Origin of the sequence: Streptomyces sp. NPDC058457 (assembly GCF_042720695.1) — a bacterium.
Taxonomy (GTDB): Bacteria; Actinomycetota; Actinomycetes; order Streptomycetales; family Streptomycetaceae; genus Streptomyces.
This window is the reverse complement of sequence record NZ_JBHXLU010000038.1, coordinates 41,372-64,098: the sequence shown is the minus strand read 5'-3', so window position 1 is coordinate 64,098 and position 22,727 is coordinate 41,372. Positions and strand designations below refer to the sequence as shown.

Annotated in this window: 22 protein-coding genes; 7 read left to right on the top strand and 15 right to left on the bottom strand. The window is 69.0% G+C overall.

What is annotated here, in order from left to right; all coding sequences use genetic code 11:
* The first annotated feature begins 15 nt into the window (after positions 1-15).
* Positions 16-429, top strand: coding sequence for a MarR family winged helix-turn-helix transcriptional regulator (locus tag ACFWPS_RS27480; protein ID WP_383709079.1), 414 nt, complete (start codon positions 16-18; stop codon positions 427-429).
* A gap of 51 nt (positions 430-480) precedes the next feature.
* Here ACFWPS_RS27480 and ACFWPS_RS27475 read toward each other — a convergent pair whose 3' ends face one another.
* The 3 genes from ACFWPS_RS27475 to ACFWPS_RS27465 all read right to left on the bottom strand — a co-directional run bounded on the left by ACFWPS_RS27475 (position 481) and on the right by ACFWPS_RS27465 (position 3,825).
* Complete coding sequence (locus tag ACFWPS_RS27475; protein WP_383709077.1) at positions 481-1,971, bottom strand: SPFH domain-containing protein; 1,491 nt, start codon at positions 1,969-1,971, stop codon at positions 481-483.
* Positions 1,972-2,104: 133 nt separating this feature from the next.
* Entirely contained in the window at positions 2,105-2,323 is a 219-nt protein-coding gene (locus ACFWPS_RS27470; protein ID WP_217552801.1) for a hypothetical protein, read from the bottom strand.
* A 77-nt stretch (positions 2,324-2,400) separates the two neighbouring features.
* On the bottom strand, positions 2,401-3,825 hold the full coding sequence (locus ACFWPS_RS27465) for an amidase (RefSeq protein WP_383709074.1): 1,425 nt from the start codon (positions 3,823-3,825) through the stop codon (positions 2,401-2,403).
* 225 nt (positions 3,826-4,050) lie between these two features.
* Between ACFWPS_RS27465 and ACFWPS_RS27460 the strand changes: the two genes are divergently transcribed.
* The 3 genes from ACFWPS_RS27460 to ACFWPS_RS27450 all read left to right on the top strand — a co-directional run bounded on the left by ACFWPS_RS27460 (position 4,051) and on the right by ACFWPS_RS27450 (position 7,719).
* A complete protein-coding gene (locus ACFWPS_RS27460) occupies positions 4,051-5,439 on the top strand; it encodes a glycoside hydrolase family 43 protein (RefSeq protein WP_383709072.1) in 1,389 nt (462 codons plus the stop codon).
* Between the two features lie 286 nt (positions 5,440-5,725).
* Positions 5,726-6,223: a hypothetical protein gene (locus ACFWPS_RS27455; RefSeq protein ID WP_383709070.1), complete on the top strand. Its 498-nt coding sequence runs from the start codon at positions 5,726-5,728 to the stop codon at positions 6,221-6,223.
* Positions 6,224-7,239: 1,016 nt separating this feature from the next.
* Positions 7,240-7,719, top strand: a complete 480-nt coding sequence (locus ACFWPS_RS27450; RefSeq protein ID WP_383709068.1) for a hypothetical protein — start codon at positions 7,240-7,242, stop codon at positions 7,717-7,719.
* On the opposite strand, the gene ACFWPS_RS27445 is transcribed toward ACFWPS_RS27450, so the two are convergent.
* The 3 genes from ACFWPS_RS27445 to ACFWPS_RS27435 form a co-directional block, all read right to left on the bottom strand.
* Positions 7,660-8,523: an SDR family NAD(P)-dependent oxidoreductase gene (locus tag ACFWPS_RS27445; protein ID WP_383709066.1), complete on the bottom strand. Its 864-nt coding sequence runs from the start codon at positions 8,521-8,523 to the stop codon at positions 7,660-7,662. The two genes, ACFWPS_RS27450 and ACFWPS_RS27445, sit on opposite strands and share 60 nt — an antisense overlap.
* A 132-nt stretch (positions 8,524-8,655) precedes the next feature.
* Positions 8,656-10,257, bottom strand: a complete 1,602-nt coding sequence (locus ACFWPS_RS27440; RefSeq protein ID WP_383709064.1) for an aldehyde dehydrogenase family protein — start codon at positions 10,255-10,257, stop codon at positions 8,656-8,658.
* A 65-nt stretch (positions 10,258-10,322) separates the two neighbouring features.
* Positions 10,323-11,843, bottom strand: coding sequence for an MFS transporter (locus tag ACFWPS_RS27435; protein WP_383709062.1), 1,521 nt, complete (start codon positions 11,841-11,843; stop codon positions 10,323-10,325).
* Positions 11,844-11,946: 103 nt separating this feature from the next.
* Between ACFWPS_RS27435 and ACFWPS_RS27430 the strand changes: the two genes are divergently transcribed.
* Positions 11,947-12,417 carry a MarR family winged helix-turn-helix transcriptional regulator gene (locus ACFWPS_RS27430; RefSeq protein WP_383709060.1) on the top strand — a complete coding sequence of 157 codons (471 nt, stop codon included), beginning with the start codon at positions 11,947-11,949 and terminating at the stop codon, positions 12,415-12,417.
* A gap of 30 nt (positions 12,418-12,447) precedes the next feature.
* On the top strand, positions 12,448-12,933 hold the full coding sequence (locus tag ACFWPS_RS27425; RefSeq protein ID WP_383709057.1) for a hypothetical protein: 486 nt from the start codon (positions 12,448-12,450) through the stop codon (positions 12,931-12,933).
* A 189-nt stretch (positions 12,934-13,122) separates the two neighbouring features.
* On the opposite strand, the gene ACFWPS_RS27420 is transcribed toward ACFWPS_RS27425, so the two are convergent.
* From ACFWPS_RS27420 to ACFWPS_RS27380, 9 genes are all read right to left on the bottom strand, one after another.
* Positions 13,123-13,968, bottom strand: coding sequence for an amidohydrolase family protein (locus ACFWPS_RS27420; protein WP_383709054.1), 846 nt, complete (start codon positions 13,966-13,968; stop codon positions 13,123-13,125).
* Positions 13,965-14,963 (bottom strand): aldo/keto reductase, encoded by a 999-nt coding sequence (locus tag ACFWPS_RS27415; RefSeq protein WP_383709051.1) that lies wholly within the window; start codon positions 14,961-14,963, stop codon positions 13,965-13,967. The genes ACFWPS_RS27420 and ACFWPS_RS27415 overlap by 4 nt, the downstream gene beginning before the upstream one ends.
* 123 nt (positions 14,964-15,086) lie before the next feature.
* On the bottom strand, positions 15,087-15,842 hold the full coding sequence (locus ACFWPS_RS27410; protein ID WP_383709048.1) for an SDR family NAD(P)-dependent oxidoreductase: 756 nt from the start codon (positions 15,840-15,842) through the stop codon (positions 15,087-15,089).
* Complete coding sequence (locus ACFWPS_RS27405) at positions 15,839-16,714, bottom strand: fumarylacetoacetate hydrolase family protein (RefSeq protein WP_383709046.1); 876 nt, start codon at positions 16,712-16,714, stop codon at positions 15,839-15,841. Before ACFWPS_RS27405 ends, ACFWPS_RS27410 begins: the two co-directional genes overlap by 4 nt.
* A 91-nt stretch (positions 16,715-16,805) precedes the next feature.
* A complete protein-coding gene (locus ACFWPS_RS27400; RefSeq protein WP_383709044.1) occupies positions 16,806-17,138 on the bottom strand; it encodes an L-rhamnose mutarotase in 333 nt (110 codons plus the stop codon).
* A 4-nt stretch (positions 17,139-17,142) separates the two neighbouring features.
* Positions 17,143-17,970: a carbohydrate ABC transporter permease gene (locus tag ACFWPS_RS27395; protein WP_383709135.1), complete on the bottom strand. Its 828-nt coding sequence runs from the start codon at positions 17,968-17,970 to the stop codon at positions 17,143-17,145.
* A gap of 137 nt (positions 17,971-18,107) precedes the next feature.
* Complete coding sequence (locus tag ACFWPS_RS27390; RefSeq protein ID WP_383709042.1) at positions 18,108-19,025, bottom strand: carbohydrate ABC transporter permease; 918 nt, start codon at positions 19,023-19,025, stop codon at positions 18,108-18,110.
* A gap of 12 nt (positions 19,026-19,037) precedes the next feature.
* The gene (locus ACFWPS_RS27385) at positions 19,038-20,402 is read right to left on the bottom strand and encodes an ABC transporter substrate-binding protein (protein WP_383709040.1); all 1,365 of its coding nucleotides are present in this window, start codon (positions 20,400-20,402) and stop codon (positions 19,038-19,040) included.
* A 144-nt stretch (positions 20,403-20,546) separates the two neighbouring features.
* Positions 20,547-21,662, bottom strand: a complete 1,116-nt coding sequence (locus tag ACFWPS_RS27380) for an enolase C-terminal domain-like protein (protein ID WP_383709038.1) — start codon at positions 21,660-21,662, stop codon at positions 20,547-20,549.
* A 124-nt stretch (positions 21,663-21,786) separates the two neighbouring features.
* Here ACFWPS_RS27380 and ACFWPS_RS27375 point away from each other — a divergent pair, with 124 nt between their 5' ends.
* Complete coding sequence (locus ACFWPS_RS27375) at positions 21,787-22,551, top strand: FadR/GntR family transcriptional regulator (protein ID WP_383709036.1); 765 nt, start codon at positions 21,787-21,789, stop codon at positions 22,549-22,551.
* Positions 22,552-22,727 lie beyond the last annotated feature (176 nt).

The window sequence follows — 22,727 nt, the reverse complement described above, 5'->3', positions numbered from 1 at the left end:
GGTTACAGTGGGGTCATGCACGATGACCTGCAAGTTCTCGGAAGAGCGGTGAAACAGGCCCAGTACCGGCAGCACCGGGCGCTGGACAGCGCGCTCTCGGCCGTCGGCACCACCCTCGCGCAGTGGGACGCGCTGCGCGCCGTCGACCGGTCACCGGGCGCCTCGGCGCGCGAGCTGGCCGCGGCCACCTTCCAGAGCGAGCAGGCCTTCGGCACGCTGGTGGGCCGGCTGGCCGCGCAGGGCCTGGTGGAACGGCGGCCGGGCCGCGGGCGGCGCATCGAGCACCATCTGACCCCCGACGGGGAGCGGACGCTGGCGGCAGGGCACGGGGTGGCCGGCGAGGTGCTGGCCGACTGCTTCGCAGGGCTGTCTGCGGCGGAGCGGGCGACGCTGCTGGAGCTGCTGCGGCGGCTCAACGCGCAGGAGTGAGGCGAAGGGGTGCCCCCGGTCGGACCGGAGGCACCTTCGCTCTGTTCTCCGTCACTCGCCGTCCTGCTCCACCGGCACCTTCTGGGTCTGCGGGGCCGTGGCCCCGTTGATCGCCGGTGAAGTCCCGCCCGGTGCCTGCCCGTTCTGGTTCATCGAGGCAAGGAGCTGGCGGGCCAGGCCCAGCCCCGTGCCGCCCATCGTGAGCGCCTTCGCGAACAACTCGGCCATGCCGTCGGCGCCGTTGAGCAGCACCATGTTGTCGACGTTGCCGAAGGCGGAAGCGCCGGCCCTGACGATCTCCGGCCAGTTCTCGGCGAGTTGCTGGGCGACGACCGCCTCCTGGTTCTCGGCGAGCGCGGCCGCACGGGCCTTGATGGCCGCTGCCTCGGCGAGACCCTTGGCCTTGGCCGCCTCGGCCGCCGCCAGCCCCCTGGCCTGGGCGGCCGCCGCCTCGGCCTCCCCGGTGGCCCGGGTCGCGGCCGCGTTCGCCTCACCCCGGGCCCTGGTCGCCTCGGCCTCGGCGCCCGCGGCCGTCTTGACCCGGGTCGCCTCGGCCGCCGCCGCCAGCTCCGTCTCCTTCGCCTTGGCCTCGGCCGCCGAGATACGCGCGTCACGCTCGCCCTCGGCCAGCGTGCGCTTCTCGTAGGCCGTGGCGTCGGCCGGCTTGCGGACGTCCGCCTGGAGCTGCTGTTCGCGCCGGTACGCCTCCAGTTCGGCGACCCGCGTCTCCTGGACGACGACCTCCTGCCGGGCGGCCGCGTCGGCGAGCGGACCGGCCTGGCGTGCCTCGGCCCCCGCCTTGTCCCGCTCGGCCTGGTAACCGGCCTGGAGGATCTCGCTGTCCCGGGTGGCCTCCGCCATCCGGGCGAACGACTGCTGCTCCGCCTCGGTGGCGAGACGATTCGCCTCCGCCTGGGCGATCCGCGCGTCCCGCTGGACGGCGGCAGCGTGCGGCATGGCCAGGTTCTTGATGTACCCGGTCGGATCCTCGATCTCATGGATCTGCAGGGAGTCCACGATGAGCCCCAGCTTCTCCATCTCCGTGCCACAGGCGGCCCGGGTCTGCCCGGTGAGCTTGTCGCGGTCGCGGATCATGTCCTCGACCGTCAACCCGCCCACGATGGACCGCAGATGACCGGCGAACACGTTGTGCACCCGCTCGGACACCAGCTTCTGCTGGTCCAGGAAACGGCGGCCCGCGTTGGCGATCGACACGAAGTCGTCGCCGACCTTGAAGATGACCACACCCCGCACCTTCAACGGAATGCCCTGGAAGGTCACGCAGTCCACCGATAACTCGGTCTCCTTGAGGTCCAGGGAGAGCTTGCGCACCGCCTGCACGCCCGGCATCACCAGCGTGCCGCGCCCCGTGACGATCCGGAACCCCATGCCCTCTTCGAGGCCCTCGTTCCGATGCTTCGAACCGGAGATGATGAGCGCCTCGTTCGGCTCGGCGACCCGCCACATCATCTTGAACACACCGATCAGCGCGAGAACGGCGACAACCGCCGCCCCCGCAACGACGCCGACGACCATCGGCATTCGCCCCCTTTGAATGGTGCCCTTTCGGCACCGAACGAAGGGAGTGTGCGCCCGCGGGGGCCCCGATTGAAGACGCTGACGGACGCTTGTTGCCATGTTGACGCACAAGCCCCTCACCTGGGGGTGAGGGTGCTCAACTCTCGTACGCGGGTGTGACGTAGACCGTCCGCGGCGCCAGGTACTCGACCACCATGACCACCGTTCCCCGCTCGAAGCGGCCGGTGCCGTCGGCGGCGTACGCGAGGAAGTGCTCGGCGCCTCCGCGCACCCGGACGATCACCTCGCCGACGAGCCCGGGCCCGACCGTTCCGGTGACCCGACCCATGAGCCCGACCATCGACGCATCGTCCATGGTCAGAGGTTACGGGCCGGTCAAGCGGCAGAGAAGCGCCCGGTGTTCACGCCTGTCGCTGTTCACACGACCGGTGTTCACGCGGCCGGGGAGTCCGCGGTCACAGGATGCGGCGGCCAGAGCTCGTGCCAGCGCAGCTGGGCTTCCAGCTGGGCGGCGACGGAGACCAGCAGCGGCTCGCTGTCCGCCGGTCCGAGCAACTGGGCACCCACCGGCAGCCCGTCCCCGGTGAACCCGGCGGGCACGTTCACCCCCGGCCACCCCAGCACGTTCCACGGCCAGGCGTAGGGGCAGGCGGCGATCATCGCCCGGTCGGTGGCGAACTGACCCAGCCCGAGCAGCGCGCCGACGCGGGGCGGGGGAGCGGCGGTGGTCGGCGCGAGGATCAGGTCGTACGACGTGAAGAAGGCGCCGATCCTGCCCCGCAGGGTGGCCTCCGCGCGCCGGGCGGCCCGCAGCGGGGCCCCGTCGAGCAGCCGGCCCAGGCGGGCCGCCTCCAGGGTGCGCCGGTCGAGGAGGTCCGGGTGCGGTGCCTCGCGGACGCGTTCGGCGATCCCGACCGTGGCACGCGGCACGAAGGTGAGCCCGATCTGGCCGTAGGGCGGGTCGGCCTCCTCGACGGTGTGGCCCAACGCGGCGAGTTCTCCGGCGAGTTCGAGTATGCGGGCGCGTACCTCCGGCTGGAGGCGGGCGGGCAGTGCGGTGAACGGCGGCTTGAGGGAGAGGGCGATGCGCAGCCGCCCGGGGTCGCGGCCGACCGCGTCGGTGAGGATCAACTCCCGTGGCTGATGCGGGTCTTGCGGATGATTCCCGCTCGCCGCGTCCAGCAGCAGGGCCGCGTCGGCGACCGTGCGGGCCAGGGTGCCGTTGACCGTGATGCCCTGGAACGACTCGCCGCGCGGCCAGGTGGAGATGCGGCCGCGCTGCGGCTTGATGCCGACGAGGTGGGTCCACGCGGCCGGGATCCGCACCGAACCGGCGCCGTCCGAGCCGAGCGCGGCCGGCACCAGACCCGCCGCGACGGCGGCCGCCGACCCGCCCGAGGACCCGCCCGGAGTGTGCCGCGGCTGCCACGGGTTGCGGGTGGATCCGAAGGCCGGCCCTTCCGTGAACGGCCACTGCCCCAGCTCACAGGTGTTGGTCTTGCCGACGATCACCGCCCCGGCCGCGCGCAGCCGCCGTACCGCCTCCGAGTCCTCCGGCGCCGCCGGGAACCCGCCCCGGCAGCCGAAGGCGGTCGGCTCGCCGGCCACGTCCGTGTCGTCCTTCACCGCGACCGGCACCCCGAGCAGCGGCCGGCGTACTCCGGCGGCCAACTCCCGGTCGGCGGCGTCCGCTTCGGCGAGGGCCGCCGTACGGCGCACGATCCGGAAGGCGTTGAGGGAGCCCTGGGTGGCCTCGATGCGCGCGAGACACTCCTCCACCAGCCGGCGGGACGTCGATTCACCTGCGGCCAGGGCGCGTACGGACTCGGCGAGGCCTGCGGAACGGTCGTACGGCATGCGGGGACCCACCTCCGGGGCACAGCGTTTACCGGAGGGTAACGTCGATCCGGCTCCCGAAGGACAGGTTTCGCACAGCCGGCGTCCAGCTGCGCCCCAGTCCTGCAGAAAGCATTGACGTGAACCTGCCGCGACTCTTACTTTCTGCGCGACTTGTCGAACCCAGTTCGAGATACCGGACGCGCCGCTGCGTCCGCGTCTGCACGAGCCCCCCGGAGAGCCGCCGTGACCACACGTCCCCCCACCCCGTCCCGCCGCACCCTGCTGCGCGCGCTGGCCGCCCTGCCCGCGACGGCCCTGGCCCTGGGCGAACTGCCCGGGCTGCTCGGCACGGCCGACGCCGCCGCCCCCGCGAGCGGCTACGCCACCCGCTACACCATCGTGCCGTTCCTCAACAGCGACGACGGCACGGTCAACGTCTACCAGTCCGACGACGCCACGGACTTCCGCCTCCTGCAGTCCTCGGCCTACACCCCGCCCAGCAACCGCATCCGCGACGCCAGCATCTTCAAGCACACGGACGGCTACTACTACGTCACCTACACCACCCACACCTGGGAGGACGAGAGCACCACGATCGGCTTCGCCCGCAGCGCCGACCGGGTCAACTGGACCTTCCTGTACGACTACACGATCCCCATCACCGACCTGTCCCGGGCCTGGGCGCCCGAGTGGTTCGTGGACAGCGACGGCAGCGTCAACGTCATCGTGTCCTGCTCGACGACGGACGACGAGTGGATCTTCACCCCGTACGTCCTGACGGCGACCAACTCCGCCCTCACGGCATGGACCTCACCGACCGCCCTCTCCGGCATCGGCTCCAACCACATCGACACGTACATCGTGAAGGTCGGCTCGACCTATCACGCGTTCACGAAGAACGAGACGGCGAAGTACATCGAGTACGGCACGGCGTCCAGCCTCAAGGGCCCCTACACGATCTCCAGGACCGGTGACTGGGCGGGCTGGGGCAGCTATCGCGAGGGCCCGTCGGTGATCCAGCTCGACAACGGCGGCTGGCGGATCTTCTTCGACGGCTACGGCGACGGCAACTACTACTACAGCGACAGCTACGACACGTTCGCGACCTGGAGCACTCCCACCACCCTGGCCACGCTCTCCGGCACGGCCCGGCACTTCACGGTGATCAAGGAGACGGTGTCGGGCGGCACCTCGGTGACGAAGAACGCGACCCGCTCCTTCCAGTCGGTCAACTACACGACGAGGTACTGGGAGGAGGTGTCCTCCCTTCTCAACCTCCCGGTGGTGACAAGCTCCAGCGCCACCGCCGACAAGCAGGCGGCCACCTTCACGGTGGTCGCGGGCCTCGCCGACTCCAACGGCTACTCCTTCCGCGACGCCTCCGGCAACTACCTGCGTCACTACGACTTCCGGGGCCGCTTCGACGCCAACGACGGCACGACGACGTTCGCCGAAGACGCCACGTTCATCGCCCGCACGGGCACGACCACCGGCTCGGTCCGCTTCGAGTCGTACAACTACCCCGGTTACTACCTGCGCCACTACAACTACCAACTCCGCGTGACCATCTCGGACGGCACCGACCTGTTCCGCCAGGACAGTTCGTTCGTTCCGGTGGCATCCTGGGCCTGACCTGCACCGATGCTGACCTGGGCAAACGTTTTGATGACCCGTCAGTAGTTCCCGCGAGTTCCCTCGATTTCCCGGGATTTCCCGCGGAAATGTGCAACGGATGTGCAACGGGCGGGAGGGCGGGGTGACCAGGCGTGAGGGCCCCGGCGAGCGCCAAAACGCTCGCCGGGTCCTCGACGTGGAGGCGTGGGTGCGGCCCCTGTGTGCGCTGGTTGTGGCAGGAGTTGCGGCTTATGCGTCATATGTTCACCAGCGGTCGTTCGCTCTGTAGGGCGGAGCGGACCGGGTGAGTGCGTCGCTGTGGCCGCTGTCGGTGGACGGGCTGCTGCTGTTGCCCACGCTGGGTCTGCTGAAGCAGGAGAGCGGTGTCGGCCGTCGCGCCAAGTGGGCGATCTGGGCGGCGTTCTTGCTGGGTATCGCCGTCTCCTTGGCTGCGAATGTCGCCGCGGCGCCGCAGCTGGAGTGGCGGTCGGTGCTGGTGGCCTTGTTGTTGTCGGTGGAGCTACTGGTCCACCGGATGGGTGGTCGTCATCCGGGCGGGGCAGAGTGGTGGCTTGACCGGGATGGGGCGGATGCGGGCGGGGCGGAACTGGACGAGGATCCGCTGCTGGCGCGAGCGCGGAAGCTCGATCTCCAGCACCGGGAGCTGCGTCAGCGGTCGGCTTCGGCGGAGACGTTGCGCAAGGAACTACACGTCGGGGCTGGGAGATCGAGGGAGTTGGCTGCGCGGGTGCGTGGTCGGCTGGAAGCGGGGGAGGTCGGAGAGGGAGCCGAGGTTGGATGACGGCAAGTTTTGCTCCGTGAGGGGGGAAGGGGGCTGCCGTCTGCTCGACGTCCGCCGCAGAGAGCCAAGCTCCCAGCGGCACTTGGTTCCGAGTGTCGCCTCCCTTGTTTCCTACGAGATCGGGGCCGAGAAAGAAAATTGTCAGCTAATTGGCGGTGGTTAGGCTCAATTTAATCCTCTACTTGCAGGGAGTGTTCAGAAGATTCTTTGTCTGCTGGTGGTACACGCCGTACATGGCTCTGACCAGCACGAATGCGAGCTTTGAAGCGGGGATGGCGGGCTCTGGCCCGCGTATGGTCCGGATCTTGGTCGTGAACTGGGCGAAGCCGGAGCCGGAGAGGGCCTCGCTCAAGACGGGGCGTGATGCGCGAAGCCGGGAGGACGAAGAGATCTTCTTGAAGTCGTCTACCTGGTGGCGCTGACCTGCGGCGATGTTGCTGGGAACGTCTCTGGCCTGGGCTGATCCGTCTTTCCGGGCCTTCCACGCTCGTGCCCCGTTACGCAGTCGATTCTCCCCACGTGCTCCCCAGCGCCGCTCATACTCCCCAGATTCTCCCGAGGGAATGGCCCCAAGCGGGGGTCGGTGGAGCGTGCTAGCGAAGTGGCTCCGGTGAGTCCGATGATCACAGGCCGTTGCTGCCGAGGGTTGGGACGAAAGCCGTTGGCAGCCGCTTCCATCCAATTTGCGTGTCGCTCCATGATCTTGGGATGGTGCTGGCTCACTGCAGGGACAGGGCCACGGGCGATGACGAGGGCGGCATCGTCACCGGAACACTCCAGTGTCAGCGGGGACCACTACCTCACCCGCGCCGAGCACGTCGCCGCCGTCGGAACACTCCCACTTCGGCGGGTACGACTCCAACACCCTGATGGATGGCGTCGAGGGAACACCCCCGCGTCGGCCAGGAACACTATCTTCTCGCCAGGCAGCGGGCGCTGGATACGTTTTTGGACGGGCACTTCGCGCAGTCGTGCGTGGACGCGGAGGTCTGGTCCGGGAGGCGGGTCTGTTGCCGGTGGACCTTGAGTACGGGGGCTTTGCCGAGGTGTATGGGATCGAGAGGGAGCCCAATGCGCTGCAGCGGTCGGTGGCGGAGGAACTGGCTGCGGCGGTGGGCGAGGAGAGGGGTGAGGGGCGCCGGGGCGGAATCAGGCTGGTGACCGCGACGCCGGGGGACGGCAACAGCGAGACCGCGATGGAGACGGAGCGGGTACTGGCCGGCGGGTTCGGCACCCGTGGGTTGGCGTTCTTGCTGCCGGCGATGGCGACCAGCGACCAGATGTATCTGGGGGTGGCCGGTGTCGTGGCCCGGCAGGCGGGTCAGGCGGCGGGGCTGACGCTCACGCGCCGTACCAATGGCTGCCCCGCCCTTCAGAGGGCGGGGCAGGATCCGTCTTCTTCTTGTAGCCGGGTGCTGCGTGAGGCAGCGGGCTTGTCAGTGGCCGGCGACCTGTGCGGAGGTGATCGTCACGCCGCTGCCGTTGGCTTCGAGTGAGACGTGCTTCCATGCCTCCCAGGTGTCGAGGCGGGACTTGTAGAGGTCGGGCACGAGTTGGGTGGGGAAGGTTCCGAAGAAGACGCGCAGCGGCGGCTGTTCGGCGTCGACGATCTTGAGCAGGGCGGGTCCGGCGGCCTTCGGGTCTCCGATCATGCCGGCGGGAAGGTTGTCGCGCTGTTCTGCCATCGCGGCGCGCAGCGGGTCGTACGCGGACTGTGTCTCGGCCCAGACGGCGCTGTTGCCCGCCCAGTCGGTGGCGAATCCGCCGGGCTCGACGAGTGTCACGTTGATGCCCTGGCCGGCGACTTCCTGGGCCAGGGATTCGGTCAGGCCCTCCAGTGCCCACTTGGACGCGTGGTAGCCGCCGAGCAGGGGGAAGGCCGCGACGCCACCGAAGGTGGAGATCTGGACGATGTGTCCGGATCCCTGTTCGCGCAGGATGGGCAGGACCGCCTGGGTGACGTTCAGCACGCCGAAGAGGTTGACCTCGAGCTGGTCGCGCAGCTGCGCGACGCTGATCTCCTCGACGGCGCCGAACAGACCGTATCCGGCGTTGTTGACGACGACGTCGATGCGGCCGAGACGGCTGTGGGCCTCCTGGACCACGCTGAACGCCTGTTCGCGGTCGGTCACGTCGAGCTGGAGCGGCACGATCGCGTCGCCGAACTCCTTGACGAGGTCGTCCAGCGCGGCGGTGTCGCGTGCCGTGGCGGCGACGCGGTCGCCGCGGTTGAGGGCGGCGAGGGCGAACTCGCGGCCGAATCCGCGACCGGCGCCGGTGATGATCCATGTCTTGGACATCAGTGTTCTCCGTGGGTTTGTCGGGCTGGTGTGGATGGTCGAGGTGCTGCCGCGATGTACGGGCGCAGGCGGGAACGGTCACCGGCTGCGCCACAAGCGGCAGAGGCTGTGGCGTGAGGCGTCGGGCCGCCGTCAGAAGTCCTTCCGGGCCATGTTCGCGCGGGTGGCGGACCCGATCATCCTGGTCAGGTTGAGCCAGGTCGGGCGGGTCGTGTAGCGGGCGTTCGCGGCCATGAGCCGGTCGAACGGCGCCTTCTTGGTGTAGAGGAAGTGGGTCATCGACACGAACTGGTCGTAGAGGACTGCCTTCTGCACGTTCGCGTAGCCGAGCAGGTTGCCGAAGTTGCCGTGGCCCGACACGACTTCGCCGTCGCGGTCGGCGCCGCCCCAGATCAGGTAGGGGTTGGTGAAGAGCAGTGCGGGGATGGTGTTGACGGCGATGGCTCCGTACCGCAGGTCGTCGATCGCGGTGTCCAGCGCCGCCTGGTGGGCCTTCTTGGTGTCCTCGTCGATGACGATCATGCACGCGAGCGAACCGAGCAGCCGGTTGTTGCAGTACGTGACCGCCTGAGCGAGGAACTCCTCCGCATCCGCGGGCGCGTCGAGCGCGATTTCGGCGATGACCTGGCAGAAGGCCTCGTTCGCCGCGGCGAAGCCGTCCGGTTCGGCTCCGACGATCAACAGCCCGTCGCTTGCCGCCTGTCTGCCGTGCTCGGGAACGAGTACCTCGGCATCCGGATACTGGGCGGCGAAACGCTCCTTGGCGGCGCCGCTGCCGGGGTAGTAGCTGCTGATCGCGGGGGTCTCCTCGACGAACGCCTTGCGTATGGCGTCGAGGAACTGCTCGCGCTGAGGCCAGTGCTTGGAGGTGACCAGGGTCTGGGCGCGCCCGCACACGGCCCCTCCGTTGATCTTCGCGAGGGACACGTACTGCTGGGCCTGGTGGACGATCTCCTTGTCGGTCCAAGGCCGGTCGCCCGGCACGACGATGCACGGGTTGTTACCGCCGCACTCGGCGACGACGGGGGTGTCGGTGGCCGCCATGATCGCCTGGGCTGATGCCGCGCTGCCGGTGAAGTAGATCGCGGTGAGCCCGGGCAGCTGCGTGAGCTGACTGCCCTGATCGGCGTCGCAGTACGCCAGTGCCCCGATCTCGACCAGTGGTGCGAAGACCTTCTGCCAGACGGCGTCACTGGCGGCGTTGAGCGGGTGTGGCTTGTGGATCACCGCCTTGTTGTCCCAGAACAGCGCCTTGACCGTCTCGGTGGAAGCGCTGTAGTTCCCGGCTCCCAGCACGGCGATGACTCCGGGAGCTCCCTCGCGGGGGTCCACCTGACGCGGTTCGCCCTTGACCCGCAGGTGCCCGCGCTGCCGGCCGGCGGTCATCCCGTCCTTGCGGGTCTGGGGGTAGACCTCGACGTCGTAGGTCCCGTCGCCGACCGCGGTGATCTGCTTGGCGGTCAGGGGCTTGCCGCGCAGGATCGACTGGTACAGGTCGACGGTGGCGGCGATGGTTCCGCCGATCAGACCGACGGTGGAGTTCAGGTTCAGGCCTGCGGAGAACACGTGCTGTTCGACAAGACCGTCCTTCATCGTGCCGTCGGCCTCGGCGAGTTGATCGGCGTACTGGGCCATGTTGCGCTGGATCTGGTCGAGCAGCTTCAGCCGCTTCTCCAACGACGTGGCGGCCCAGGCCTCGGGCTTGAGGGTCTCGAGAGCGTTCGTGGCGTGCATGACTGGTTCTCCTTGTCAGGTACAGGAAGCTCTGGTGCTGGGGGAGATCTGTGGTGCTCGGAAGGTCAGAGGACGACCGGGGCCTCACCGCTGCGGATCTCCTCGGGGATTCCGTTGCGGAAGAGAAGCGCGCTGAGCAGCGCTCCGCCGGCGAAGATGCCGGCCGCGACGGCGTAGGCCACCGAGTAGCCGTGCAGGGCCGCGTTCTGGAGCGCCGCGGCGCCGGTGCCGTGCGAGGCGATGTAGTTGCCGGCGGCAGAGGCGCTGAGCGTGCTCAGCAGTGCGATGCCGATCGAGCCGCCGACCTGCTGCGTGGTGTTCACCAGCGCTCCGGCGACGCCGTGGTCGCTCTCCTGCACGCCGCTGGTTCCCAGGTTGGTGGCTGTCGGGAAGATCATGCCCACGCCGACGCCGAGCAGCACCAGTGCAGGCAGGATGCTCTGCGCATAGCCGCTGTCGGCATCCAGCCGGGTGAGCCACAGCAGGTTCCCGGCGGCCAGCAGCATGCCCGCCGGGATGCTGACACGGGGGCCGATGAAGCGCGGGAACACGCTCAGCGCGAGGACGGAGCCGGCGAGAGTGCCGCCGATCAGCGGCAGGAAGGCCAGCCCGGTCTGGACGGGGGTGTAGTGGAGCGTGACCTGCAAGTAGTAGGTGAGGAACAGGAACGCTGAGAACACTCCCGTGTTCACCAGCAGCAGTGCGAGCAGCGAGGCGGCACGGTTGCGGTCGGCGAAGATCCGCAGCGGCATCAGCGGTGCACTCGCCCGTGCCTGCCAGCCGATGAACGCGACCAGCAGGACCGCGCTCGCGGAGAGGCTCGACCAGGTGGCGGTGCCCGACCAACCGACGACCTCGGCACGACTGAAACCGAACACGAGCGCGAACAGGCCACTGGTGACCATCAGCGTGCCCAGCACGTCGATCCGCGCCCGCGACGCAGGCCGGTCGGGCCTGACGGTCAGCAGCGTGCCCACGACCGCGACCACCGACAGTACGAGGTTGACGTACATCGTCCAGCGCCAGTTCAGATGTTCGGTCAGCAGGCCGCCGACGAGCAGGCCCACGGCGGCTCCCAGCCCTGCGACCGTCCCGAAGACGCTGAAGGCGCGTGCGCGCTCGGTCGCGCGGGTGAAGGTCGCCTGGACGGTGCCCAGGGCCGCCGGCGCCAGCAGTGCGCCGCCGACGCCCTGCACTGCGCGGGCCGCTGCCAGTACGCCGAAGTTGCCGGCCGCCCCGCCGAGCGCGGACCCGATCCCGAACACGGCCAGGCCGACCAGCAGGGTCCGGCGCCGCCCGAGCGTGTCGGAGATGCGGCCGCCGATCAGCAGGAGGCTGCCGAACGTCAGCGCGTAGGCGGTGATGGCCCACTGGCGCGAGGAGTCGGAGAAGCCCAGCGCCCGCTGGGCCTCGGGCAGCGCGACGTTCACCACCGTGACGTCGAGCGCGATGATCAGCTGCGCCAGTGACATCACCGCCAGGACCCACCAGCGACGCCGGTCGGGTATGGACTGCGTGCTCGCCGCGGACGACGCGGCCTTCCCTACGGTGGCGCCGGTCGGCGCCGTCTCGGCATGCCCATCCATCTCAGGGATCCAATCAATGAGTTCCTCAATGAGTTGTCCAACATAAGCATGAGTGATTCAATGAAGTCAATAATTTGTTTGGGTGCGGACGGGAGGACCCGCGATGCGATCGGAAGCTGACCAGGAGGCCGAGCGAGTGAGCCTGCTGCGGTTGGTGGTCTCCGCCTCGGACCTGGTCCGGCGGCAGACGGAACTCACGCTCCGGGGGACCGAGCTCACCGAACCCATGATCACGATGCTGTGGGTCCTCCAGCCGAGCACGGACATGTCGATGCGCGAACTGGCGGCCAAGCTGAACTACGACCCGTCGAACGTCTCCCTGCTGGCCGACCGGCTGGTCTCGATGGGGCTGGTGCAACGCCTGCCCCATCCCACGGACGGCCGTCGGCGCGTCCTGCGGCTCACCGAGCGAGGTGACGCGCTGTACCACGAGATACTCGCCCAACTGTTCGAGCGATCGCCGATCTTCAAGCTCTCCGCCGAGGAGCAGCAGCAGCTCAGAGATCTGCTCAACAAGATCCGGTCGTTCGAGTCGGCTGCGGACGACCACATCAGGCGGGTCCTTGACAGCTGAGATCGCCGCCGCGGCCACGCACACGAGACGGTGCGTGACTACCGCGTCCAGCCCGACGGCGAGGGAGTGGAGGTCGAACCGGGCGCGCCGGTCACCGCGCAGACCGTCGAAGCGGGTTCTTGCGGCGAGACGGTGCGGGCGGCCCTCGTGGGAGCGGGCGGCATCGGCCTGCACGCGGGAGTCCGGCGGGGTGCCTGCCAAGGGAGAGTGCGAAATCGCGGCCGACCCGGGCCGGCTCGCCCGGGGTTCGCGTCGGAACCGGTGGTCAGCGAACTGCTCACCAACGCCATCCGCTACGGCGAACCGCCCATCCAGTTGGACCTTGTGCTGGACCGCAACCTGATCTGCGAGGTCTCCGACGCGAGCGACACCAGCCCGCAGCAGCGCCGGGCCCGCGTCTGCCACGAGGGCGGACGCAGCCTCACGTCGGTCGCCCAGCTGCGCGAGAGCTGGGCCACCGGCACACCGGGAACGGCAAGGACGAGTTGGGCGGAGATCTCCCGGGCGATGCGCTGACATAGGCTCATCAGGTTTCTTCGGGCCGATCGGTTCGGCCGGACGGGACGAGGGGCCAGGGTGGGTGAAGCCGCGGATGCAGTCGCTCGAGTTCCTGATCTCGTCTGCCTGCCTCCCACTCGGCACTGCGCCCTCTCAACCGGAGCTGACGTGTTGAAGATCGTGTCGAGTTGTCCGTGACGGGCTGGTTCAGATTCGGTAGACGCGTGTGGCCGTCGCGGCAAAGAGAGCGGTGCGCTCATCGGCGGAGAGGTCGCTGGTGAGAGCCCGGGCACTGGAGAGGACGTCGTCGTAGTCGGCGGCGAGCGTGCAGACCGGCCAGTCGGAGCCGAACATCAGCCGGTCGACGCCGAAGGCCTCCAGGGCGATGTCCATGAACGGTTGCAGGTCCTGGGGCGTCCATCTGCTCCAGTCGGCCTCCGTGACCAGTCCCGAGAGCTTGGCGACGACATTGGGCAACCGGGCCAGTTCCCTCAGGTGCCGGGCCCACGGGTCGACCTGGCCGGTGGCGACGGGGGGCTTGGCCAGGTGGTCGAGGACGAAGACGAGGTCCGGAAGGGCGGCGGCGGCCCGGATCGCGGCGGGCAGTTGCCACGGGGTGATGACCAGGTCGTACACCAGGCCCGCATCCTGGACCGTCCTCAGCCCGTGCTGCACGGCGGGGCGCAGGAGCCAGTCGGGGTCGGGCTCGGACTGGACCTGGTGCCGGATACCGACGAGATGTGTGCCTCCGTGACCCTCTTTGAGCGCATGGAGTCGGTCTGCGACGTCGGCAGCAATCAGGTCCGTCCAGCCGACGACGCCCGCGACGAGGTCGCTGCCCGCGCACAGGGTCAGGAGTTCGGGGGTCTCCTCGGCGACGGTGACGGTCTGCACCACCACGGTCTTGGTCACACCTGCGGCATGGGCCTGCCGCTGGAAGTCGGAGAGCAGGAACGAGCGGCGAAGCGGCCGCAGGGCCTCCTCCCTGGTCCAGTCCTGGTCACGGACGGCCAGGTCCCAGAGGTGGTGGTGGGCGTCTACGATCTGTGTCATGTCGCGGCTCCCGAGTCTGCGGGCAGCGGGGCGTCCCAGGGGAGGAGCCCGCTCAGGCGCAGGGTGCGCCAGAGCTCCGCGGGGACGGGGTGCTGGATCATGCGGGCCGCGTCCCCGGCCTCTTCCGCAGTGCGGGCGCCGACCAGGACGCCGGCGACGGTGGGATGGCCGAGCGGAAACTGCAGGGCAGCCGCTCGCAGGGGGGTGCCGTGCTGCTCGCAGACCGCTTTGAGGGCGAGGGCACGATCGAGGACGGCCGGGTCGGGAGGCCGGTAGTCGAAGGTCGCCTCCGGGCGTGGGTCGGCGAGGAGTCCGGAGTTGAAGACGCCGCCGACGATGACGGAGAGGCCTCGGTCGGCGGCTTGGGGAAGCACCGTGCTCAGGCCTGTCTGGTCGAGCAGGCTGTAGCGGCCGGCCAGGAGCACGACGTCCACATCGGTGTCGCGAATGAACCGCTCCAGCATCCTGGTCTGGTTCATGCCGGCGCCGATCGCTCCGACGATGCCCTCGGCGCGCATCCGCTCCAGCTCCGGATAGGCGCTGCCGAACGCCTCGTCCTCGTGGTCGTCGGGGTCGTGGAGGTAGACGATGTCGACGCGGTCCAGGCCGAGGCGGGTGAGGCTCTCCTCCAGACTGGCGCGCACGCCGCGGGCGCTGAAGTCCCAGACGCGGCGGTGCGTGGCGGGGACGGCGAATCCGTTGGCGCTGTCGTCACCCCCTGGTGAAGTGGGACGCAGCAGCCGTCCGACCTTGGTGGAGAGGGTGAACTGTTCGCGGGGCTTGGCGCGCAGGGCCTCGCCGAGACGGCGTTCCGAGAGGCCGAGACCGTAGTGCGGCGCGGTGTCGAAGGTGCGAATGCCGTTGTCCCAGGCCGCTTCGACCGCCGCCGCTGCCTCCTTGTCGCCGACCGCGGTGAACAGGTTGCCGATCGCCGCCGCCCCGAAGGCCAGCTCTGTGACGGTCACGGTGCTGCGTCCTAGCGTCGTCGTGCGCATGAAGTGGGGGGTTGCCTCTCTTGGGTGGGGCCCGACCGGGCCGACGGGGGGAGTCTTCGGCCTCGTACGCTCGGACGGTGCTCGCCCTGGTCGGGGCCGGGCAGTCTGTTGCAGGGGTGGGGGTCAGCTTGCGACGGGGCGCAGCCGCAGGCCCGCCATCCCGCCGTCGACGGCCAGGGCCGTGCCGGTGGTGGAGCCCGCGAGCGGGCCGGCGAGATAGACGATGGCTGCCGCGACCTCCTCGGGGGACACGAGCCTGCCGTGTGGTTGACGGGCGTTGAGGGCGGCGCGTTCGGCTGCGGGGTCGTCTGCCGCGTCGAGCAGACGGGAGACCCAAGGGGTGTCCACGGTGCCGGGGTTGACGCAGTTGACGCGGATGCCTTCGCGGATGTGGTCGGCGGCCATGGCCAGAGTGAGGGAGAGCACGGCCCCCTTGCTCGCCGAGTACAGGGCGCGCTGGGGCAGTCCTGCGGTGGCGGCGATGGAGCACACGTTGACGACGGCGGCGTGGCGGGAGGCGCGCAGATGTGGCAGGGCGGCCCGGGTGGTACGGACGATGCCCAGGACGTTGACGTCCAGGACCGCGTGCCACAGTGCGTCGGGGTTGTCTTCCACGGTGCCGACGGCTCCCCGGCCGGCGTTGTTGACCAGGATGTCCAGGCCGCCCATGGCGGTGACGGCCGCCTGGATCGCGCCGCGGACGGAGTCGTCGTCGCCGACGTCGGCCCGGCAGCCGTGCATCGGTTCGGTGATTCCCCCGGGGTCGAGGTCCAGGACGCAGACTTCGGCCCCGCCGTCGGCGAGGAGACGAGCGGTGGCGGCGCCAATACCCGAAGCGCCGCCGGTGACGACGGCCCGCAGGCCCTTCAGCCCGCTCATGCCGTCGCCTCCCTTGCCGCGGTGAAGGTCTGACGCTGGCTGCCCAGGCCGTCGATCTCCAACTCGACGACCTGGCCCGGTCGCAGATACGGGGCATCGGACAGCCCCAGGGCGACGCCCGCGGGTGTCCCGGTGTTGATCACGTCGCCGGGCTCCAGGACCATGTACTGGCTCAGGTACCAGATCACGTGGGGCACGTCGAAGATCATCTGCTTGGTGTGGCCGTTCTGTCGCTGTACCCCGTCCACGCGCAGGCGCAGGCCCAGGGACTGCGGGTCCGGCACGTCGTCCGCCGGGACCAGGACCGGTCCCAGGGGGTTGAAGCCCTCGCAGGACTTGCCCAGGTCCCACTGCGACGAGTACTCCAGCTGGAACTCCCGCTCGGACACGTCGTTGCTGATCGCGTAGCCGGCCACGTACTCCAGCGCTGTGTCGGGTGAGGCGAGGTAGTGGGTGCGCCGGCCGATGACGACGGCGAGTTCGACCTCCCAGTCGGTCTTCGTCGAACCGCGCGGAATCGGCACCGTGTCGTAGGGACCGACCACCGTGCCGGGATCCTTCATGAACACCACCGGGCGTGCGGGGATGGCGGCACCCGTCTCCTCGGCGTGGTCGCGGTAGTTCAGCCCGATGCACACCACCTTTCCCGGGCGGGCCACCGGGGCCCCGACGCGCACACCGGAGACCGGCAGTTCCCGGAGGCCCCGGTCAAGGGCGTCGCGTACCAAACGCAGACCACCGGCCTCCCAGAAGCCCCGGTCGATGTCGCGGGTCACCGGAGAGAGGTCGAGCACCCGCTCCCCGCCGTCGACGTCGGCTATCAGGACGGCCGGGACCTCGTGTCCGACGTCTCCGTACCTCATCAGCTTCATGGGGAAGTTTTCTCTTTCAGGGATTGCACCAGCCGGCTCTGGCCGGTCGTCGGGTTGGGCCGGGCGATGGCCCGGGTCGCTGCCGTGCCGCTCAGTCAAGATGGAAGACCTCTTGCGCCTCGGCCCAGCGTTCGCCTTCCGCAGCGCTGGCCAGGGGCAGCTGGCAGGGGTCGGTGAGAGTCCACCACCGCTGGGTGTCCGGGTCCGCGGCGATGGCGGCCATGTCCGAGGCGTAGTCCTCACCCGTGTACTCGTAGTACGCGAACAGGGTGTCGTCCCGGAGGAAGATCGAGTAGTTCGTGATGTGTGCTCGGCGTAGTGCCGCGAGCACGGGGGCCGGGACGGCACGGTGCAGTGCGAGGTATTCCTCGGTCCTGTCCGGGCGCAGCCGGATGACGGAGCCGATGCGGAGGGGCGCTGCCATGCCGTCACTCCTTGGTCGCGCCGGCGAGCATGCCGGACACCAGGGCTCGTTGGGAGAAGAGGAAGACGATCAGGACCGGCACGATGGTGATGAGGGTGGCCAGGGCCAGTTCGGGTCGCAGGATCTGGTTTCCCGTGCCGCTGGAGGTGTTGAACAGCGGCGAGGCGGCGAGCAGGTTGTTCAGCCCGACCTGGGCCGGATACCGGGAGCTGTCGGGCAGCATCACGAACGGCAGGAAGAAGTTGTTCCAGTTGCCGACGAAGTTGAAGAAGCCGACCAGGGCGATCACCGGCTTGGCCAGCGGCATCGCGACGAGACGGAAGACCTGCCACTCCGAGCAGCCGTCGATCCGCGCGGCGGCCAGCAGGTCGGCGGGGACGTTGGAGGAGAAGTAGATGTAGGTGAGGTACACCCCGAACGGGAAGAAGGAGAAGGGCAGGATCACCGACCAGATCGTGCCGTCCAGGTGTACGGCGTTGATCTCCAGGTAGAGGGGCAGCACCATCGCGGCCGTCGGCATGAGCATCACGAGCATGGTGATCGTGAGCAGCGTCCGTCGCCCGATGAACTGGGTGAGGGCCAGCGCGTACCCGGCGGGGATCGAGGTCACGAGGGTGACGACCAGCGCACCGAACGTGTAGACCGCAGAGTTCTGCAGCCAGGTGAGGATGGCGCCGTCCTGGAAGGCGTAGAGGTGATGCCAGGCGTCGGCGATCGAACCGAGAGACCCGAAGGAGAACGGGTTGTCCCGCACGATCTGGCTGTCGGTCTTGGTCGGGGCCAGCAGGAGCCACGCCACCGGCACGCAGAAGAAGAGCAGGAACAGGCCCATGACGATGAGCCAGGCCAGCCGGGCGGCCGGCGAGCTGGGGCGGCGGATCCGGCGCAGGGGTTTCCTCGGGCTGGTACGGGCGCCGGCGGTGTGGGGCGGCTGAGTGCGGCGGACGGTGGTCGTGGGAGCTGTGGTCATCATTCGTCCCTGTCGAACAGGCCGGTACGGAAGACGACGAGCGCCGCGCAGGCGAGGCCCAGGATGAGGAGGTCGACGGAGAGCGCCGCCGCGCCGTTGAAGTCGCCCGCCTGGAAGGCGTACTGGTAGGACAGCTGGTTGGGTGACCAGCTGTCGGGGATCATGCCCCAGCTGGCCACGGAGACCAGCTGAGGTTCGACGAAGAGCTGGGTACCGGCGGCGAAGGCCAGGATCAGCATGTACGCGATCCACTTGGTGACCATGGGGATCTGGATGCGCAGGGCGATCTGGAGGGTGCCGGCTCCGTCGATGCGGGCGGCCTCCAGGACCTCGTCCGGGATGTTGTTGAGCGCGCCGTACATGACCACGATCCAGCCGCCGGCCCCGGTCCAGAAGGCGATCACTGTGAAGAGCACCGGCAGGTGGCCGGGCGCGTTCACCTGGGCGAGCGTGTTCCAGCCGAAGTCTTTCAGCAGCCATCCGACGGGGCTGGCCGCCGGGTCGAGCAGGATCAGCCAGAGCAGCACGCTCGCCACGCCGGCGAGGGCACCCGGCAGATAGAACAGGAACCGCAGGGTGGAGGAGGCCCTGCGCATACGGCCGTGCAGCATCAGGGAGAGCAGCACCACCAGGAACATCAGACTGCTCAGCCAGACGAGCAGGTACAGGCCGATGTGCAGGAAGGCCGGTGCGAAGCGGTAGTCGGCGAACGTGCGGGTGAAGTTGCCGATCCCGACGAGCTGGTTGCGGGAGTTGGACAGCGCCAGCCACACCGCGTAGCCGGTGGGCAGGACGCCGAATGCGAGCAGGAGCAGGACGTAGCCGGAGACGAAGACGTAGCCGGCGCGTCTTGCCGGGTTCCGGGCGGAGCGGCCGCTTCGGCGGCCGCTGCGCTCGTTCGCGAGGTGGGTGGTCATCGGTCCGCTTCGCTAGTTGACGGTGTATCCGAGGGACTTGGCCTTGTCCGTGATGGCCGTCTGCCAGGTGCCCAGGGTGTCGGTGAGGGTCTTGCCGGAGTTCAGGGCGGGGATCACGGTGGAGGAGTAGATCGCCTCCTGGCTGTACTGGGTGGCGGACCAGCCGGGCCAGATGAGCTCCGCGGCCTGCTGGAAGACGGGGCTGATGTCCTTGGCGAAGTAGCCGGTCTTCCGCTGGTTGACGAGCCAGGCGTCGGCGGCCGGCTTGTACGCGGGATAGGTGCCGGCGGTGGCCTGGTAGTCGTCGGAGGTCGTCATCCAGCTGACCAGGTCGGAGGCTGCCTTGAGGTTCTTGCTGTGGGAGGAGATGAACCACAGGCCACCGCCGACGTTGCCGGTGTAGTTCTTGGCGTCACCCTCGAACTTCAACGGTGCGGCGGCGGCGATCCGGCTCTTGGGGATCTTGAAGGTGGAGTTGAACAGCACCTGCCCGTACCAGGAGGGGCCGGGGAGCATGAGGACCTTGCTCGCCTTGTTCTTGATGAAGCCGGCGCTGAAGACGGTGTCCTTGGAGACCGAGCCCTTGGCGATCAGGTCGTCGAGCAGTTTCGCCATCCGGGTGCACTTGGGGTCCTGCAGGCTCACGGCGACCTTCTTGGCGCCGGTCGTGGTGCTGGCGGGGCACTGGCTGGCCCAGAAGTACACCTCGGGCGTCCACGCGTCCCCGGCGGTTCCGACCAGGTAGCCGGGGTGCTCCTTGGCGACCTTCGCACCGAGGGCCTGGTACTGCTCCCAGGTGGTCGGGACGGAGTACCCGAACTTGTCCATGAGGGATTTGTTGTACCAGAGCACGTTCTGGGCCAGGTCGTTGCGCAGGCAGTAGGTTGCGCCGTTGAAGGTGCAGGGGTTCAGCGCGCCGTCGGCGAAGCCGCTCAGTGTGGACTCGGGGATCAGCCCCTTGTCGACGGGCGCGGCGTAGGGGGTCTTGCCCTGGGAGGCCCAGCTGCCGTCGTTGACGTTGGCGCTGAAGGCGACGTCGGGCCAGCCGCTCCCGGTGCGGTCGAACAGCTGGACCTTGGTCTGCAGATCGTTGGCGCCGTTCGCGTCCCCGCTGTACGTGACGATCTTCATCTTCACGTCCGGGTGCGCCTTCTGGTAGGCCTGCACGCCGGGGACCCGGGCGGCGTCCGCCCAGACGGTGATCTCACTGCCGGCCTGCTGGGTGGCGGGCTTGAAGGCCGCGGGGGAGGAACTCGCCGCAGGAGCGGGGTCGGCGTTCCCGCACGCGGCGAGCGCGAGCAGAGAGACGGCGCCCAGGGCCGCGCCGGCTGCGCGTCTGACCTGGCGGCGGGAGGTGACGGGAACGTCGCTGTTCATGACTGACCTCATGTCTGCGTGTCAGTGGAGATGTCCACGGGATGTCGGCGGAGGCGCCGGATAGGGGAGGCGTGGAGGGATGTCGTACCGAAGGCGTGGAGGGAACGGGTACGGAGGAATCGGGAGCGGGGGCTTGGTGGTCGATCAGGCCTTCGGCGGCGTAAAAGTATCCTTGTCGACAAATCGTTGAAGGGTGGGAGGGTAGTCCAGGCCGGCGGGCAGGGCCACGCCCGGCCCGGTGGGGGCGTGGACGAGTCCGTGGGCGTCGATGCCGCTCTCCCGGCTGATGGGATTGCCCATGACCAGGGACTCGTAGTAGGTGGTGTTGGAGATGGCCATGCACAGGTGCCGGTTGGGGATCTCCGGCCCGTGCACCTCGGCGCGCAGCCGGTAGGCGTCGGCCAGGTGGGCGGTGCGCATGGCGCCGGTGAAGCCGCCGCGCAGCTGGGTGGAGGCGCGGACGCCGAAGGTGGCGGCGCCGGCCTGGATGAAGTCGGCGGAGTTCATGTGGGCCCCGTCGGAGGTCTCGGCGACCAGGAGGGGCACTGCCACCGCGTCGGCGAGGCGCTTGTACGCGGTGATGCTGAACTCCCGGATCGGTTCCTCGTACCAGAGGTAACCGGCGTCGGACAGGGCGTGCCCGAGGTGGATCGCGTCGGGGAGGTCGAATCCGGCGGACGCGTCGAACATCAGGGGGACGGCATCCCCCACGTGTTCCCGGAGGGCTGTCGACAGCCGGGCGTCGCGGCGTGCGTCGCCCCAGGCGTGGAGCTTGATGGCGGGGTATCCGAGTTCCAGGGCCTGGTCGGCGATGTCCAGGTACTCCTCCACCGAGGAGTAGGTGACGGTGGAGGCGTAGGCCGGTATCGCGGTGCGGAAACCGCCCAGCACCTGCCAGGTCGGCCGGTCGGCAAGCCTGCCCGCCAGGTCCCACAGTGCGATGTCGACGAGACCGAGCAGGTAGAGGGGCAGTTCCTCGGTGCGGTCCAGTTCCCACATGCGGTGCCAGAGCCATTCCCTCTGCAGCGGGTCCTGCCCCACGAGTTCCTTGCGCAGGAAGCGGTCCAGCAGGTCCGCCAGGATGACTGCGCTGCCCCGGCGGGGGGCCATCGCCACCCCCTCGTTCCCTTCGTCGGTGACTATGCGCAGCACCGCGGCCTCGCCGTCCGGTGGGCTGCCCAGCAGACCGTCACGCCAGACGAACGGCGGACTGGCTCCTGGAACCCGGACGGGATAGCTCTCCACATCGGCAATGCGCACGGTGTTGCCCCTTGCGACGGCAGCTGCTGCTGCGAAATTTTCGTGTAACGTAAGTCGTCATACGAATGCTGTCAAGGTGTTCGGCGCAGTAGACTCGCGGTCGTTCACACCAGAAGGGGGCCACATGGCGAAGAGCGGCAGAAGTGGCGTCGGGGATCCGCCGGCGCTCAAACCCTGGCCCAAGCGTCCTGCTCGGCTGGCTCACGCCGTCGTCGAGTCCCTCACCGACGCCATCGTGTCGGGCGCACTCCCGCCGGGCTCCGCTCTGCCGGTCGAACCCGAACTGTGCGAGACGTTCGGCGTCAGCCGCATCACCATCCGCGAGGCCGTCAAGTCGCTGGAGGCCAAGGGGCTGGTCCGGGCCCGGCAGGGCTCGGGCACCACGGTCACCCAGTCCGAGGAGTGGAATCTCCTGGATCCCGTCGTCCTGGCCGCCACCGTCCAGCACGACGACGAACTCGTCGTACTCGACCAACTCGTCGGTGTGCGCTCGGCGTTGGAGGCCCAGATGGCGGCTCAGGCCGCCGAACTCGCCACCGACGACGACCTCCGGGCGGTGGAGCGGCTGCTCAGTCAGCTGGACGAGGAGGCCGCCACTCCGGCCCGCTTCGTCGAGACCGACGTGGCCTTCCACGACCGGATCATGCAGGCGTCCCGGAACAGGCTGGGCCGCTCCATCATCCGGACCGTCCACACTCAGGCACGCGGCACGTTCCTGTACACCGGCACTCCCGACGTTCATGCCTGTGAGCAGGCCAATGCCGAACACCGTCAGGTGGCCGAGCGCCTTCTGGCGCGCGATCCGCAAGGTGCTGCAGACGCCATGACGGCGCATATTGAGGCCGCGTGGCGCCGCCGCCGTGCACCGCAGCCAGGTGCCACCCCCTGAGCGCACTCGACCTTCTGGGTGCACTCGACCTCAACCCGCCCCCGAGCCGTCAGGCCGGGGGCGGGTTCCTTTTTGGGCGCGGACCTATTTCTGTCGCACATCTTGACGACATACGTATGACGACTAACGTTACGTCGCCGTATCACCTCCGAAATCATCGCCGGGCTGTCACCCCA

What these genes read in the sequence shown, in the direction of transcription:
- ACFWPS_RS27480 (WP_383709079.1), top strand. Translation starts at nt 16, where the DNA reads ATGCACGATGACCTGCAAGTTCTCGGAAGAGCGGTGAAACAGGCCCAG.
- ACFWPS_RS27475 (WP_383709077.1), bottom strand. Translation starts at nt 1,971, where the DNA reads ATGCCGATGGTCGTCGGCGTCGTTGCGGGGGCGGCGGTTGTCGCCGTT.
- ACFWPS_RS27470 (WP_217552801.1), bottom strand. Translation starts at nt 2,323, where the DNA reads ATGGACGATGCGTCGATGGTCGGGCTCATGGGTCGGGTCACCGGAACG.
- ACFWPS_RS27465 (WP_383709074.1), bottom strand. Translation starts at nt 3,825, where the DNA reads ATGCCGTACGACCGTTCCGCAGGCCTCGCCGAGTCCGTACGCGCCCTG.
- ACFWPS_RS27445 (WP_383709066.1), bottom strand. Translation starts at nt 8,523, where the DNA reads ATGTCCAAGACATGGATCATCACCGGCGCCGGTCGCGGATTCGGCCGC.
- ACFWPS_RS27440 (WP_383709064.1), bottom strand. Translation starts at nt 10,257, where the DNA reads ATGCACGCCACGAACGCTCTCGAGACCCTCAAGCCCGAGGCCTGGGCC.
- ACFWPS_RS27435 (WP_383709062.1), bottom strand. Translation starts at nt 11,843, where the DNA reads ATGGATGGGCATGCCGAGACGGCGCCGACCGGCGCCACCGTAGGGAAG.
- ACFWPS_RS27430 (WP_383709060.1), top strand. Translation starts at nt 11,947, where the DNA reads ATGCGATCGGAAGCTGACCAGGAGGCCGAGCGAGTGAGCCTGCTGCGG.
- ACFWPS_RS27420 (WP_383709054.1), bottom strand. Translation starts at nt 13,968, where the DNA reads ATGACACAGATCGTAGACGCCCACCACCACCTCTGGGACCTGGCCGTC.
- ACFWPS_RS27415 (WP_383709051.1), bottom strand. Translation starts at nt 14,963, where the DNA reads ATGCGCACGACGACGCTAGGACGCAGCACCGTGACCGTCACAGAGCTG.
- ACFWPS_RS27410 (WP_383709048.1), bottom strand. Translation starts at nt 15,842, where the DNA reads ATGAGCGGGCTGAAGGGCCTGCGGGCCGTCGTCACCGGCGGCGCTTCG.
- ACFWPS_RS27405 (WP_383709046.1), bottom strand. Translation starts at nt 16,714, where the DNA reads ATGAAGCTGATGAGGTACGGAGACGTCGGACACGAGGTCCCGGCCGTC.
- ACFWPS_RS27400 (WP_383709044.1), bottom strand. Translation starts at nt 17,138, where the DNA reads ATGGCAGCGCCCCTCCGCATCGGCTCCGTCATCCGGCTGCGCCCGGAC.
- ACFWPS_RS27395 (WP_383709135.1), bottom strand. Translation starts at nt 17,970, where the DNA reads ATGGGCCTGTTCCTGCTCTTCTTCTGCGTGCCGGTGGCGTGGCTCCTG.
- ACFWPS_RS27390 (WP_383709042.1), bottom strand. Translation starts at nt 19,025, where the DNA reads ATGACCACCCACCTCGCGAACGAGCGCAGCGGCCGCCGAAGCGGCCGC.
- ACFWPS_RS27385 (WP_383709040.1), bottom strand. Translation starts at nt 20,402, where the DNA reads ATGAACAGCGACGTTCCCGTCACCTCCCGCCGCCAGGTCAGACGCGCA.
- ACFWPS_RS27375 (WP_383709036.1), top strand. Translation starts at nt 21,787, where the DNA reads ATGGCGAAGAGCGGCAGAAGTGGCGTCGGGGATCCGCCGGCGCTCAAA.